Here is a 13,311-nt window from a genome sequence, read left to right as displayed (position 1 = left end):
TGGCATTCCACAACGGGAACAGATCGGCAAAGTCCCGCTCGGCGCGAAGCGTGTTGCGTAGCTGCGTAAATCTGCCACACTTGCCCTTCGCCGGGAACTTACGGGGGTAAGAGAATGTCGAACAGGTTTACGCAATACATCCTGCTTGCGATGGTCCTTGGCATCGCAATGGGAACGATCGTCTTCAACTACTTTCCTGACAGCCGCGCCGAGATCGCAGCCGACGTCAACCTGATCGCTATGCTGTTCCTGCGCCTGATCAAGATGATCATCGCACCCCTGGTGTTCGCGACCCTCGTCGGCGGCATCGCCCATATGGGAAGCGGCGCCAAGCTCGGGCGCATCTTCGCCAAGACCATGGGCTGGTTCGTCTCTGCCTCGTTCGTTTCGCTGCTGCTCGGCCTCGTGATGGTCAATTTGTTGCAGCCGGGCGCCAATTTCCCCGGCACGCTGCCTGACAAGGCGCAGTCCACCGGCCTGCCGGTTTCGGCCTTCTCGATCGAGAAATTCCTGACCCATCTGATCCCGACCTCGATCGCGGATGCGATGGCGCAGAACGAGATCCTGCAGATCGTGGTGTTCGCGGTGTTCTTCGCGGTGGCGCTCGGCGCCATGCCTGAGCGGTCGAAGCCGATCATGAGCCTGATCGACGATCTCGCCCACATCATGCTCAAGGTTACCGGTTACGTGATGCTGTTTGCGCCGATCGCGGTGTGGGCGGCGATCATGGCGACGGTCTCGAAGAACGGCCTCGGCGTGCTCTGGAAGCTGATCGTCTTCATGGGCGGCTTCTATCTGTCGCTGCTGATCCTGTGGGGCATTCTGGTCGCGGTCGGCTTCATCGTGATCGGGCCGCGCTACAGCCATTTGCTGCGGCTGATCCGCGAGCCGCTGATGATCGCGTTCTCGACCGCCTCCTCGGAGGCGGCCTACCCGAAGACGCTGGAGGGACTGAACAGGTTCGGCGCCTCCTCGCGGATCTCGGCCTTCGTGCTGCCGCTCGGCTATTCCTTCAACCTCGACGGCACGATGATGTACTGCACCTTCGCGAGCATCTTCATCGCGCAGACCTACCACATCGAGATGTCGCTCGGCACGCAGCTCGCTATGCTGGCCACCTTGATGATCACCTCGAAGGGCGTCGCCGGCGTGCCGCGCGCGTCGCTGGTCGTGATCGCCTCGACGCTGTCGCAGTTCGGCATTCCCGAGGCCGGCCTGCTGATGATCATGGGCATCGACACCTTCCTCGACATGGGCCGCAGCGCCACCAACGTGATCGGCAACTCGCTGGCCACCTCCGTGGTCGCGAAGTGGGAGGGCGAGCTGAAGGCCGAGCACGAGCTCGGACCCGACGACGCGGTGCCGCAGGATGCGGTGCCGGGCGCCGTGATGGCCGGCCATTGACGGGAGGGATGCATGCATCGCGCCCGCTGGAGGCCGATACGGGCTGAGGCGCCCCTCCTGCCGACATGCCTGCTGTCAGCATGTCTGCTGGCGGCAAGCCTGCTCTCGGGACCTGCCTCCGCACAGCCGGCGGGCGAGGGGCTCAGCCCCACGCTCGCCAACATCAAGGCCACGCACGCGGTGCGGATCGGCTATCGCGAGAGTTCGCCGCCGTTCTCGTTCCTCGACCACTCCAACCGGCCGATCGGCTACAGCCTCGAGCTGTGCGATGCGATCGTCGACGAGATCGGGGCCGAGGTCGACGACGCCAACCTCAAGATCGATTACGTCAAGGTGACCTCCGACGACCGCATCCCGGCGGTCGTCGACAAGAAGATCGATCTCGAATGCGGATCGACCACGGCGAACTCCGAGCGCGGCAAGCTGGTCGCATTCTCGCCGCTGATGTTCGTGGCCGGCACCAAGCTGATGGTGCCGAAGGCGTCCGCCGTCAACCAGGTCGCCGACCTGAAGGGCAAGACGGTGGTGGTGACCAAGGGCACCACCAACGAGCAGGCGATGCACAATGTCGACGCCAAGCAACAGCTCGGCCTCAACATCGTGACCGCCGGCGACCACGAGCAGTCCTACCAGATGCTGGTGGACGGCAAAGCGGATGCGTTCGCGACCGACGACATCCTGCTCTACGGCCTGATCGCGCGGCACAAGTCGCAGGACAAATTCCGCGTCACCGGCGACTATCTGTCCTACGATCCCTACGGCATCATGTACCGCAAGGGCGAGCCGCAGATGAAGGACGTGGTCGAGCGCGCCTTCCGCAAGCTCGCCTCGAACCGCGACATCGTCCCGCTCTATAACAAGTGGTTCGTCGCCCGCCTGCCGACCGGCGAGAAGCTCAACGTCGCGCTCTCACCGCAGCTCGAAGACGCCTTCAAGGCGCTCGACGATTCGGCGGGCGGCGCGAACTAGCCTCGCGTGGTGTGGGCTGTGGCGTTGGGCTCCCTCTCCCGCTTGCGGGGGAGGGCGGGGTGGGGGTGTCTCCGCATCGGGTATCCCACTATGGAAACACCCCCACCCGCCACGCATCTTGCGATGCGTGTCCGCCTCCCCCGCAAGCGGGAGAGGCGAAGTGAGCCCGCGGATGCACTCCCGTACTTCATATGCGATAGCCGCTGCCGAGCGGGGAGGAGGTCGGAAGCGGCGCGCCGTCGTTCATCGCCAATAACGATGCGACAAATCCAGGCATTGCCGGACCCAGAAACCGTTCACATGGATCAGCTGGCATGTGCTCGGCGGCGGCTCCTTGATGATCGGATAGCCGTGGATGTCGATATTCGTCGGGGCCGTCACGCCGCGCCAGAATACGGCGCTGGCGGGCGGTGGATTGAAGGCAGCGGCGAACGCCGTGACGGCGAGGAAGTTCAAAAGGAGTTTGCGCATAATCTGTATCCGGATCGACTAATACGCGTCAGCGTACTCCCTTGGGCGGGAGGGGCAAGCCGCTGAATCGATCAAAGTGACGGAGCGAATTTCGCTGCAAGCTGCACCGCCGCACGCGCGTAGCCGCCGTGGACCGCCATGGAAGCGAGGGCAACGATGCCGACCGCCGCCAGAACGACCATGACCTGGAAAATCGCGCGTCCAAGGATCGCTCCCATCAAAACTCCATCGATCTGGCGGGGATCTTGCTTCGAGTTTCCGCGCCGCGATCTCGGGAGCATCATCGGCAGGCGAGATTGCGCTGTTGAAGTCTGCGAGCTCGTCGCTTCATCGCCAGCTAGTGTCGCTCCGCGACAAGCCGATCGACCTGCTGCTTGAGCTCTGCTTCCATCTCGGAAACGATGTCGTGCGGCAGGCGAGCGCCAAAGGGATCGCCAAGCGAGCCGGTCGTCGTCTCTCGCTCTATCGCCTGATGCCGCATGCCATTGGCATCCGGCACCGGGTCTTCGACCCGTCGTCGAGAAGGCAGATAGCTGGGCGCGCCAGCCGCCGCGTCGGCCTTGTAGGGGTCAGAAAAATCCTGATCGGAGCGTACAGCGTTCTTCATCAGCTTTGCCTCCCGGCACGACTTCCTTTCCCAGGCCCGAACCATCCGGCTCGTCTCTCATCAATGACGCGGCAACCTCGAATGTTGTTCCGCTCGGAACTTGCAAACGCCCGCCGGAACCCGCCGTTATCGAGTCTGGAACCAGAACTTTAAGCGTCCCCAGTCATTGAACACTGGGGTTGACCGTTTGGAGGTTGCCATGGGCTACACGAGGTCAATTCACCAGACCGCAATTGTGGTCGAGGACGACACGATCCAGCGCGACATGATTGCGCTGTTGTTGAAGGAAGGGCATTTCGACGTCATCCAATGCGAAGACGGCGAGACGGCTGCGCTTGCCATCAAGATGCGTCACCCGTCACTGCTGGTCACCGACATCAAGCTCACTGGCAGAATGAACGGCATCGAACTCGCACAATGGGCGCTGGATTGCGACCCGGGCGTGCGCGTGCTCGTGATCTCGGGCCTGGCGCCGCCCAGCGATCTGCCAGACGGCGTCAAATTCTTTGCCAAGCCGGTTTATCCATCCACTCTGCTGCGCGAGCTGGCGTCGTAGTCCCTAGCCGATTGAGACCTGGCCTATGCAAGACGATCCCGAAATCGATTGGCACCGCGAGCAGATCACGAAGAATCGTGAACTGCTCGCCGAGTTGCAATCCGGAAATACGGCAGGCGCTGACGTGTTTCCGGAGACGCAAGCCGAGATCGACCATCTTACGGCACAGGTCGAGCAATCGGAACTGATCGTCGCCGCCTTTGAGAAAGAACACCCGCGAGAATGATCGGGGGCGCGAGGGGAGCGCGTGCTGCGCCAATTACGCGAACACTTTGTCGAGCGCGGTGGAGTAAATCATTTCGACGAGGTCGGGGGCGCGCTTGCCGAGCGCTTCCATCTTTACCCCGGAGTTGACCTCGAGGATGTGCCAACTGCCGTCGACCTGCACTACATCGATCGAGGCGAAGCGGATGCGTAGAGCCTGTGCGGCGTTGATCGCGAGCGCGCCGCCGAAGTGCGGCATTTCCTTGTGCTTGAGCAGCACTGGCTCGGCGCCGGAATCAAGGTTATGCCGCCAGTTGATAATACGTAATTCACCTTTGGGCGGAATGGAGTCGAGCACGGCAGGCGAGAAGTCGTCGGTGATGGTTTTAAGCAGGTCGGCAGGTGCAGTCTTGTGCGCGAGTTCACGCAGCGAATGGACGCCATCGCCAACGGCCGTTGGGCGCAATTTGACGTAGGCGAGCAGCGCGCAGTCGTCGAGCACTATGAATCGCACCTCGTCCTTGATCTCGACGTAAGGCGAGATCGCAAGGCTGGGATGCGCGGCGAGGATGCGCGCGACCGCGGTCTCCAGTTGCGTTCGCGTCGTGACGCGGAAGACCAGCTCGCCCGAGGTCCCCTCGTTGGGTTTGACGACGAGGCCGTGCGGATGCTGCGCGAGCAGAAGCAACATCGCATCCAGCGAGTCCGATCCGGGGATGTGCTTGCTGAGCTTGCTGCCGAGAAACAGCCTGTGCGGAATGGCCGATATGCCGGCCGATGCCAGCACTTCGGCGCAGGCCGATTTGTCGTTGGCGACCTGATGCGCGACCGCGCTGTTCAGCCCGATGTCGTAGCCGATCGCAAGTCGCCGCGTGCCGCCTTTGGTCATGATGACCAGCCAGCCGCCGGACCGCACCTCGACGGCAATCGAGCGCGCCAAACAATATTTTTTGATGGTTTCCAGGAAGATTCGCTGGCTGATCAGGACCACGAGATCATTTTCCCTTCACCGCGGCTTTCGTAGCAATTAATTGCCAGATCGGCGGCGATCTCAGCAAGTAAATTACCTGCAGCGCCACGTGTTAACGATGTCGTGGCTGAACCTCTGCGCGAAATCGGACGACTGCCATTCTGAGATCGCAATTGCACGCCAGTTGATCTTGACTATCTCATGCATTGGCGCAATGGACACGCGAGATCTTCAATGATTTCGGCCACTTCAGCGCCGTCGCGAGCAGTCTAGAAATCAAACCATTCTAAATCTGATCAGTCGAGAAAACGAAAACCCATGAGCGCGTTCTATCGAGAGAAAGTTCTTTCTGTTCAGCACTGGACCGATACGCTTTTCAGCTTCCGGGCGACCCGCGATTCCGGTTTCCGCTTCCAGAATGGCCAGTTTGCCATGATCGGCCTCGAGGTCGAGGGCCGGCCGCTACTGCGCGCCTATTCGATGGCGAGCGCCAACCACGAGGAAGAGCTCGAGTTCTTCTCGATCAAGGTGCAGGACGGCCCGCTCACCTCTAAGCTGCAGAAGATCCGCGAGGGTGACACCATCCTGGTCGGCCGCAAGGCCACCGGCACGCTGATCACCGACAACCTGATCCCCGGCAAGCGGCTGATGCTGCTGTCGACCGGTACCGGTCTTGCGCCGTTCGCGAGCCTGATCAAGGACCCCGAGGTCTACGATCGCTACGACCAGATCCTGCTGGTGCATGGCTGCCGCCAGGTCTCCGAGCTCGCCTATGGCGAGGAGCTGGTGGCCAAGCTGCGCGACGACGAATTGTTCGGGCCGCTGCTGTCCGAGAAGCTCTCCTACTATCCAACCGTGACGCGCGAGCCGTTCCGCAACCGCGGCCGCATCACCGACCTGATCACCTCCAACCAGCTGTTCACCGACCTGCATCAGGGCCCGCTCGACATCGAGACCGACCGCATCATGATGTGCGGCAGCCCGGCGATGCTGGACGAGCTGAAGCAGCTGTTCGAGACCCGCGGCTTCAAGGAAGGCAGCGGCAACACGCCCGGTCACTTCGTGATCGAGAAGGCGTTCGTCGAGCGCTAGTTGTCGTCCCGGGCAAGCGAAGCGCGACCCGGGACCCATAACCACCGTTGCTGATTGGACGAAGGCTGGGGCCCCATCGGGCTCCAGCCTTTCGCATTTGTGGTTATGGGTCCCGGCCTTCGCCGGGACGACGACCGTATGAGTGGCCTGTACCATTCCCCCACTGCTATAAATCCCGCGAACGCCGCGCGCCGTTTCCCGAACGCGGCGACCCGAGGAGCCGCACCTTGTCCATCACCGATCCGGATGCCCCGAAGACCGCCTTTGTGTTCGCCGGCGGCGGCAGCTTTGGCGCGATCCAGGTCGGGATGCTGCAGGCGCTGGCCGCGCATGGCGTCGCCGCCGACATGGTGGTCGGCTCCAGCGTCGGCGCCTTGAACGGCGCGTTCTATGCCGGCGACCCGACGGTCTCGGGCGTGGCGCGGCTGGCCGAGATCTGGCGCGGCCTGAACCGGCAGGACGTGTTTCCGGTGAGCTGGCGGACGCTGGTGGGCTTCCTGTGGCGGCGCGACTTCCTGATCTCGCATGACGGCGTTCGCAGGCTGATCGACGACTACATCCCGTTCCGCAATCTCGAGGACGCGCGGCTGCCGATCCACATCGTCACGACCGACATCATCAGCGGCGACAGCGTGGTGCTGTCGGAAGGCTCCGCGGCCGAGGCGATCGTCGCATCGACCGCGATCCCCGGCGCGTTCACGCCGGTGCACTACCGCGATCGTTATCTCGCCGACGGCGCGATCTCCAGCAACACACCGGTCCGCGTTGCCGTGAAGCATGGGGCAAAACGCCTGATCGTGCTGCCGACCGGCCATGCCTGCGCCAACCAGGCGCCGCCGGTCGGCGCGCTCGCCAATGCGCTGCATGCACTGACGCTCCTGATCGCGCGGCAGCTCGTCAACGAGCTCGAGAACATCGGTCCCGACGTCGAGTATTTCGTGGTGCCGCCGCTCTGCCCGCTGGTCGGCTCACCCTACGATTTCTCCCGGACCGCAGATCACATCGCCCGCGCCCTCGACACCACCAATGCGTGGCTCGCCAGCGACGGCCTGAAGCCGGGGCACATCCCCCACGAATTGCAGCCGCACGCCCATTAGGCGGGTGTGCGTGGGGACAAGACTCCCTCCATCTGTCGTCCCTGCGAAAGCAGGGACCCATAATCCGCGGCGGGTGTTGTGAATGGGACTCGTCGTTCCAGCATCGCCCAACAATGACCATCGGTGGTTATGGGTCCCTGCTTTCGCAGGGCGACGTGTGGAGGGGCCGCGGACTCGATGGCGGGCGTCTCGACGGATGGCCGCAGGGAGGCGACGCAGCAGGGCTTTCCCATATGCGATAGCCGCGGGCGTCCGCACGATTTCGGAATAATGGAAGAATGCCGCTGAGTTGCCCGACGAGTCAAGTTGTCGTTTCGAACGCTGGCAGCCCGCCGGCTACTGTGCATGGGGTTGTTTTCGATATTTTTGGCAGCGCGCCCCTGCGACGGCAGCTTGTCGCATCCGCTCCCCTTCGTTGCACTGCAAAAGGCGGTCTCGTTTCAGTTTGCCCGGCAGCCGCACCCGCCCATCCGGGCGGTTGTCACATCTGTGACTGCTCGGCCGTATAACCGTAGTGCACTTGTTCCGCGAGTTGGATTAGGCTTACCCCCGACAGGGCATTGAAGGCAGGCCGGAGGATTCCATGGATACGATAATGCTTCCGTTCTCGCCGCGCTTCATCGTGCTGACGATCTGCGCCGTCGTCACCGCGCTCCTGCTGCTGGTCGGGATTTTCGACCACAAGGTCTTCAAGATCGTGGTCATCCCGCTCGCGATCTTCGGCGCGCTGACGTTGCTCGGCATCCGCGATCTGACCCAGAAGAACCATGCGGTGCTGCGCAACTACCCGATTTCGGCGCATATGCGCTTCCTGCTCGAGGAAATCCGCCCGGAGATGCGGCAGTACTTCTTCGAGAGCGAGAAGGACGGCATGCCGTTCTCGCGCGACACCCGCGCGTTGGTCTATCAGCGCGCCAAGATGGTGCTCGACAAGCGGCCATTCGGCACCCAGGAGGACGTCTATCGCGAGGGCTATGAGTGGATGCATCATTCGGTGGCGCCGAAGCCGCGCGCCGAGGAGAAATTCCGCATCACCATCGGCGGTCCCGACTGCACCAGGCCGTATTCGGCCTCGGTCTTCAACATCTCGGCGATGAGCTTCGGCGCGCTCAGCCCGAACGCGGTGCGGGCGCTCAATGCGGGCGCCAAGAAGGGCGGCTTCGCCCACGACACCGGCGAGGGTGGCGTCAGCCCCTATCACCGAGAGATGGGCGGCGACATCATCTGGGAGATCGGCTCCGGCTATTTCGGCTGCCGCAACCGCGACGGCACCTTCAATCCGGAGCTGTTCGCAAGCGTCGCGGGCGACGATCAGATCAAGATGGTCGAGCTCAAGATCAGCCAGGGCGCCAAGCCCGGCCATGGCGGCGTGCTGCCGGCCGCGAAGGTCTCCGAGGAGATCTCCAAGATCCGGGGCGTGCCGATGGGCGAGGACTGCATCTCGCCGGCCTATCACAAGGCATTCTCGACGCCGCTGCAGATGATGGAATTCGTGGCGCAAATGCGCAAACTGTCCGGCGGCAAGCCGGCCGGCTTCAAGATGTGCATCGGCCATCCCTGGGAGTTCCTGGCGATCTGCAAGGCGATGAAGGAGAGCGGGCTCTACCCCGACTTCATCGTGGTCGACGGCAATGAGGGCGGCACCGGTGCGGCGCCGCTCGAGTTCATGGATCATCTGGGCATGCCGATGCGCGAGGGCGTCAATTTCGTGCACAACGCGCTGATCGGCATCGGCGCGCGCGATCGCATCAAGATCGGCGCCGCCGGCAAGATCGCGACCGCCTTCGACATGGCGCGCGCGATGGCGATCGGAGCCGACTGGTGCAATTCGGCGCGCGGCTTCATGTTCGCGCTCGGCTGCATCCAGTCCCTGAGCTGCCACACCGACCGCTGCCCGACCGGCGTCACCTCGCAGGACCCGATCCGCAACCGCGCGCTCTACGTGCCGGGCAAGATCGAGCGCGTCTACAACTACCACCACTCGACCCTGCACGCGCTGACCGAGCTGCTCGCCGCCGCCGGCCTCGAGCACACCAAGGACCTGCGCCCGATCCACTTCTCGCAGCGGTCTTCGACCACCGACGTCCGCACCTTCGCGCAGCTCTATCCGACACTGCGCCCGGGCGAACTCCTCGAAGGCACCCAGGATCCCCGCTTCCGCGAAGCCTGGGCGATGGCGCGCGCGGATTCGTTCCAGCCGGCGGGATAGGGACGCCCAGCTACGCTGGGGCGCCGAACCATCTGGTCAGCGCCTCGGCGAGGCCCGGCTGACTCCGGTCTCCGACCCACGCCACGTAGCCGTCGGGCCGGACCAGCATCGCGGCGGGCGGCGCAACCGTCCCGAGCGCGGGAAGCTCCCACGCGCCGGCATAATCGGCATCGACCAGCCGAATCCGATCTCTCCATCCCGCGATGTCGATGCTGCCGGGTTCATCGAGATTGAGCAGCACCGGCCGTGCCTGGTGCAGCAGCGCGAAGGCCCGCAGCGCCCCGTTGGTCGTCACCAGTTCGAGATCGGGCATGCGGCGTCCGAGCAGCGGATGGCCGTCGCCGAGATCGTAGTGCAGGTCGAGGCCCGACATCATCGCGGCGAATTTTCGGCGCGGCTCGTCCATGCGCAGCAATTCGGAGACGACCTCGTGCAGCGCCTTGCTGCGCGCATCGGCACCGTTGAGCGCGACATACGCCATGGTGTTGCGCAGCACGCGGGCCGCCACCGGATGGCGTTCGGTCTGATAGCTGTCGAGCAGGCTGTCCGGCGATGTCAGCTTGACCACCTGGGCGAGCTTCCAGCCCAGGTTCACCGCGTCCTGCACGCCGATATTGAGGCCCTGTCCGCCCATCGGCGGATGCACATGGGCGGCATCGCCGGCCAGCAGCACGCGCTGCTTGCGGTAGGTCACGGCCTGCCGGGTCATGTCGGTGAAGCGCGATATCCAGACCGGACTGTGGATGCCGAAATCGGTGCCGTAGACGGTAACCAGCCGTTCGCTGACGTCGCGCAGGGTCGGCTCCCGGTCGGTACCGAGCTGCCGCTCGGTCAGCACGAGCCGCACCCGCTCGCCGTCCTCCACCTTGCCGATGGCATAGATGCCGGCGTCGTCCTGGCGAAAGCCCCATTCCGGTTGGTCCGACATCTCGGTCTCGGCGATCAGCCAGCTCCTGGTCGGATCCCATCCGGCGAATTCGATGCCGGCCGCCTTGCGGACGAGGCTGCGGCCGCCGTCGCAGCCGACCAGATACTTGGCCCGGAGCACCTCGCCATCCGATAGCGCGACATCGACGCCATCGTCGTCCTGCGTGAAGCCGGTGACGTCGCGCCCGCGATCGATCCGCACCGCCAGCTGTTCGGCCCATTCGCCGAGCACGCGCTCGATATGGTTCTGCCGCAGCCCCAGCGTGAAATTGCGTCGGGTCGGGAAGTCGCTGATCCCGAGCGGAACCAGATGCGAATGGAACAGCACCGCCGGATGGCGCGCCCCCAGCGCGACGAAGCGGTCGCCGATGCCGCGCTGATCGAGCACCTCGATGGTGCGTGCGTGCAGCCCGCCCGCGCGCGCGCCGATCAGGTCCGCCCCCTCGCGCCGCTCGACAATCGCAACATCGATGCCGGCCAGCGCCAGCTCGCACGCCAGCATCAGCCCGGTCGGCCCTCCGCCGGCAATCACCACAGCATGTTCCCGCATCCCGCACTCCTCCGTTCGATTGGGCGCGCGTTCTACGGGATGACCCCGGGCTTGCGGCAAGCCCGGGGGGTCTACATATATTTAAGTGGGGAGAGGGCGTTTTGCTGCTCGAACCAATCCAGCTCACATTGCGAAGAACGGCGCGGCAAATTCAATGTCGTCCCGGCCTGGTGCGCAATTGCGCACGGGAGCCGGGACGACGTTGGGACTCAAAACTCGCCGTGGATGCGGCCGGAGAAGATGTGCACCGGGCCGCGGTCGGCGTTGTAGGCGGGGTTGGTTATGAACTGATAGTCCGCGGTCAGCGTCAGGTTCTTGTTCACCTGGTAGGCGTAGTAGGTCTCCAGAATCCGCTCCGGGCTGTAGTTCAGCGCGCCGTCGCCGATCAAGAGACCGAGGCCGCCGGCGGCGAGGTAGTCGCGATGCGCCGATGACAGCCCGTTGACCGCACCGCCGATGCCGATCGTGTCGTTCGCCCGACCCCAATAGCTGCCCTTGATCGACAGACCGCCCGAGACGCTGCGGTCGACGTCGGTGAACGACAGGATCTCGTTCCGGCCGTCGTTCCAGCTGAGACGGCCGAACAGGCCGACATCGGTTGCGATCTGCTGCTCGCCGTTCAGGTAGAAGCCGTACTTGGTGTTGTCCTTGCGGATACCGGCCATCACGTCGTTGATGTCGAGTCCCGGATTGGCATCCTCGATCGCGAGCGCCTGGCGATAATTGCCGGTGAAGCCGCGATTGCCGAACACGCCGACGCGCATCCTGCCGGGCTGGTCGAAGATCGAATAGCGGCCTTCGAATTCCACCACGGCGCCGCCATTGTTGGCGTTGGAGACCAGCACGTCGCTGTTCGGCGCATTGGGCACCTGGAACACGCCGGCGCGCACTGCCCAGTCCTTGCGGTTGAGTTCGACCACCGCGCCGCGGGTGTACCCGGGCAGGTCAGCCGGGAAGTCATAGGCGGCGGACGACCACATCGCCCAGTTCATGAAGTCGGCGCGCGGATCCTTGGCGTAGGAATTGCCGTCGAAAAAATCGCCCACCGCAAAGCGGCCGACGACGACCGTCACGCGGTCGATGTCGCGCTTGCCCGCGATCTGGTTCGGGCCATCAGGGACGTCTTCCTGCTCGCCGCCGAGGCCGAAGGTCTGCTTGAAATAGTAGCGCTGCGGCCGAATCCGCGGATATTCGGCGCCGGCCTTCTGCGCCTCGCCGTTCGGGAATCCGGCAAGGCCGAGCGTGCCGTTGAGGCCGAAGCCCTGCGCTGTCTCCGGATTGAAATAGAACTCGCCGCCTTCCCAGAGCCGCACGCCGAGAAACGCCGTCGTGGTCCAGGTTTGTTGCGCTTGCCCTGCGCCCGGAAGGCTGTTGGTCCCGCCATAGGGCGCGCGGAACGATGGATAGCCCTGGCCGATCAGGGTGGTCTGCCCATGCACGCTCCAGTCGCTGGAGTCCGGCAGCACGGACCGCGTCGGCGTCGCCGACCAGGGCGAATCGCCAAGCTGGTAGTTCAGGCCGAATTTCAGCAGATGCAGTCGCGGGTCGATGGCAACGCCGGGCATGCCGAAATCGTCGAGGCCGAGCGTACGGCGCGACAGGTCGACGTAGTCGTATTCGAGCTTGGCCGTCCAATTGCCGCTGAGCGCAAATTCGGCGCCGGCGCCGACAGTCCAGCCGGTCTGATACTGGCCGGGCTCGGAGATCACGTTGCCGGCGGCATCGTTGATCCTGACCTGGCTGCGGCCCCAGGCGAAGCCGCCGGTGACGTACGGCATCCAGCTGCCAAAGCTGTAACCGGCGCGGCCGCGCACGGTGCCGACATAGTCGATCGAACTATCGAAGGGCGCGAGCCTGCGCCGCGGCAGATCGACCGGGCCCACGAATGTCGCGTCGGCCTCGACGCCGAGCACGAAGCGGTTGGCGAACTGGTGATTGTATCCGACCTGGAAGCCGCCGATCCCTCCCGTAACGCTGTGGGGAAAGAAGACGCCCTGCAGGGGAAGTGGATTGGTATCGGGACCGAGGCTGCCGTCGCCATAGCCGACATGGCCGCCGACGTAAAAGCCGGTCCAGTTGTAGACCGCCGCATTCATGGCCGGTGACTTGACGGCCATATCGGCCGCGGATGCCGGCGCGCCGAATGCCGCCGCGCCGAGCGCTGCGCCGGCGGCGATCCGAACCCGGGAAAGACGGACGCAAGTCATGACGCGGCTTTCCGCGAGCGGTTGGCGGTTTCGCTCGGCATTACAGAT

The 13,311-nt window shown here is 64.1% G+C and carries 13 protein-coding genes; 7 read left to right on the top strand and 6 right to left on the bottom strand.

Annotation, left to right across the window (positions count from 1 at the left end):
• Positions 1-114 precede the first annotated feature (114 nt).
• Together CO675_RS05260 and CO675_RS05255 are read left to right on the top strand one after the other, a co-directional pair.
• Positions 115-1,404, top strand: a complete 1,290-nt coding sequence (locus tag CO675_RS05260) for a dicarboxylate/amino acid:cation symporter (protein WP_097670999.1) — start codon at positions 115-117, stop codon at positions 1,402-1,404.
• A 12-nt stretch (positions 1,405-1,416) separates the two neighbouring features.
• Complete coding sequence (locus tag CO675_RS05255) at positions 1,417-2,373, top strand: amino acid ABC transporter substrate-binding protein (RefSeq protein ID WP_097670998.1); 957 nt, start codon at positions 1,417-1,419, stop codon at positions 2,371-2,373.
• Positions 2,374-2,616: 243 nt separating this feature from the next.
• On the opposite strand, the gene CO675_RS05250 is transcribed toward CO675_RS05255, so the two are convergent.
• The 3 genes from CO675_RS05250 to CO675_RS40385 all read right to left on the bottom strand — a co-directional run bounded on the left by CO675_RS05250 (position 2,617) and on the right by CO675_RS40385 (position 3,451).
• Positions 2,617-2,844 carry a hypothetical protein gene (locus CO675_RS05250; protein WP_097670997.1) on the bottom strand — a complete coding sequence of 76 codons (228 nt, stop codon included), beginning with the start codon at positions 2,842-2,844 and terminating at the stop codon, positions 2,617-2,619.
• Positions 2,845-2,915: 71 nt separating this feature from the next.
• Positions 2,916-3,062: a hypothetical protein gene (locus CO675_RS40390; protein ID WP_158231188.1), complete on the bottom strand. Its 147-nt coding sequence runs from the start codon at positions 3,060-3,062 to the stop codon at positions 2,916-2,918.
• A gap of 119 nt (positions 3,063-3,181) precedes the next feature.
• Positions 3,182-3,451, bottom strand: a complete 270-nt coding sequence (locus tag CO675_RS40385) for a hypothetical protein (RefSeq protein ID WP_158231187.1) — start codon at positions 3,449-3,451, stop codon at positions 3,182-3,184.
• A gap of 235 nt (positions 3,452-3,686) precedes the next feature.
• On the opposite strand from CO675_RS40385, the gene CO675_RS05240 reads away from it, so the two are divergent.
• Positions 3,687-4,007, top strand: a complete 321-nt coding sequence (locus tag CO675_RS05240) for a response regulator (protein ID WP_097671398.1) — start codon at positions 3,687-3,689, stop codon at positions 4,005-4,007.
• Between the two features lie 25 nt (positions 4,008-4,032).
• Entirely contained in the window at positions 4,033-4,233 is a 201-nt protein-coding gene (locus CO675_RS05235; RefSeq protein WP_097670996.1) for a hypothetical protein, read from the top strand.
• 33 nt (positions 4,234-4,266) lie between these two features.
• Here CO675_RS05235 and CO675_RS05230 read toward each other — a convergent pair whose 3' ends face one another.
• Entirely contained in the window at positions 4,267-5,202 is a 936-nt protein-coding gene (locus CO675_RS05230; protein WP_097670995.1) for an ATP-grasp domain-containing protein, read from the bottom strand.
• A gap of 297 nt (positions 5,203-5,499) precedes the next feature.
• On the opposite strand from CO675_RS05230, the gene CO675_RS05225 reads away from it, so the two are divergent.
• From CO675_RS05225 to CO675_RS05215, 3 genes are all read left to right on the top strand, one after another.
• Positions 5,500-6,273, top strand: coding sequence for a ferredoxin--NADP reductase (locus CO675_RS05225; RefSeq protein ID WP_097670994.1), 774 nt, complete (start codon positions 5,500-5,502; stop codon positions 6,271-6,273).
• 227 nt (positions 6,274-6,500) lie between these two features.
• Entirely contained in the window at positions 6,501-7,370 is an 870-nt protein-coding gene (locus CO675_RS05220) for a patatin-like phospholipase family protein (protein ID WP_097670993.1), read from the top strand.
• Positions 7,371-7,953: 583 nt separating this feature from the next.
• A complete protein-coding gene (locus CO675_RS05215; protein ID WP_097670992.1) occupies positions 7,954-9,579 on the top strand; it encodes an FMN-binding glutamate synthase family protein in 1,626 nt (541 codons plus the stop codon).
• Positions 9,580-9,589: 10 nt separating this feature from the next.
• Here the strand turns inward: CO675_RS05215 and CO675_RS05210 are convergent, their stop codons facing one another.
• Together CO675_RS05210 and CO675_RS05205 are read right to left on the bottom strand one after the other, a co-directional pair.
• Entirely contained in the window at positions 9,590-11,056 is a 1,467-nt protein-coding gene (locus tag CO675_RS05210; RefSeq protein WP_097670991.1) for an FAD-dependent monooxygenase, read from the bottom strand.
• A 209-nt stretch (positions 11,057-11,265) separates the two neighbouring features.
• The gene (locus tag CO675_RS05205; RefSeq protein ID WP_097670990.1) at positions 11,266-13,263 is read right to left on the bottom strand and encodes a carbohydrate porin; all 1,998 of its coding nucleotides are present in this window, start codon (positions 13,261-13,263) and stop codon (positions 11,266-11,268) included.
• Positions 13,264-13,311 lie beyond the last annotated feature (48 nt).

The organism is Bradyrhizobium sp. C9, from assembly GCF_002532045.1.
Lineage (GTDB): Bacteria > Pseudomonadota > Alphaproteobacteria > Rhizobiales > Xanthobacteraceae > Bradyrhizobium.
The sequence above is the reverse complement of the archived record's forward strand: the minus strand, read 5'-3'. Positions and strand labels throughout refer to the sequence as shown.